Origin of the sequence: Bacillus cereus group sp. BfR-BA-01381 (genome assembly GCF_022663555.1) — a bacterium.
Taxonomy (GTDB): domain Bacteria; phylum Bacillota; class Bacilli; order Bacillales; family Bacillaceae_G; genus Bacillus_A; species Bacillus_A pacificus.
In genome coordinates, this window is the sequence record NZ_JAKUFR010000247.1 from 1 (window position 1) to 366 (window position 366).

Sequence of the window (366 nt, forward strand, 5' to 3'; positions counted from 1 at the left end):
GCTTTCTTTTTGATTGGCTGTATGTACCATTTCTTCTCTTACAAAGTCAGCAGGTGGCATATCAGGATTCCCGATACTTAAATCAATCATTTTGTGACCTGCTGCAATTTTTTCTTTTTTATAAGCCCCTAATTCACTAAATATAGAAGATTGGAATGCTTTCATTCTAGTTGCTAACGTGTAAGTCATCAAAACCCCTCCTAAAAACAGTGTTTTCTTTCTGCGTTTTTAATTATTCTGAAAACACATGAGTACATTTTATCATTTTTTTACGAAAATTAAAACGATTGACAAATTTAGAGGAAGGATAAAAATAACGCAGAAAATATTTTCTGCGTTTTAAATGAAGAGCAATCATTTCTTTTT

Annotated in this window: 1 pseudogene; it reads right to left on the reverse strand. The window is 31.1% G+C overall.

What is annotated here, in order from left to right:
- Nucleotides 1-189, reverse strand: a pseudogene (locus MR079_RS28545) (LL-diaminopimelate aminotransferase); the annotation flags it as partial.
- Nucleotides 190-366 lie beyond the last annotated feature (177 nt).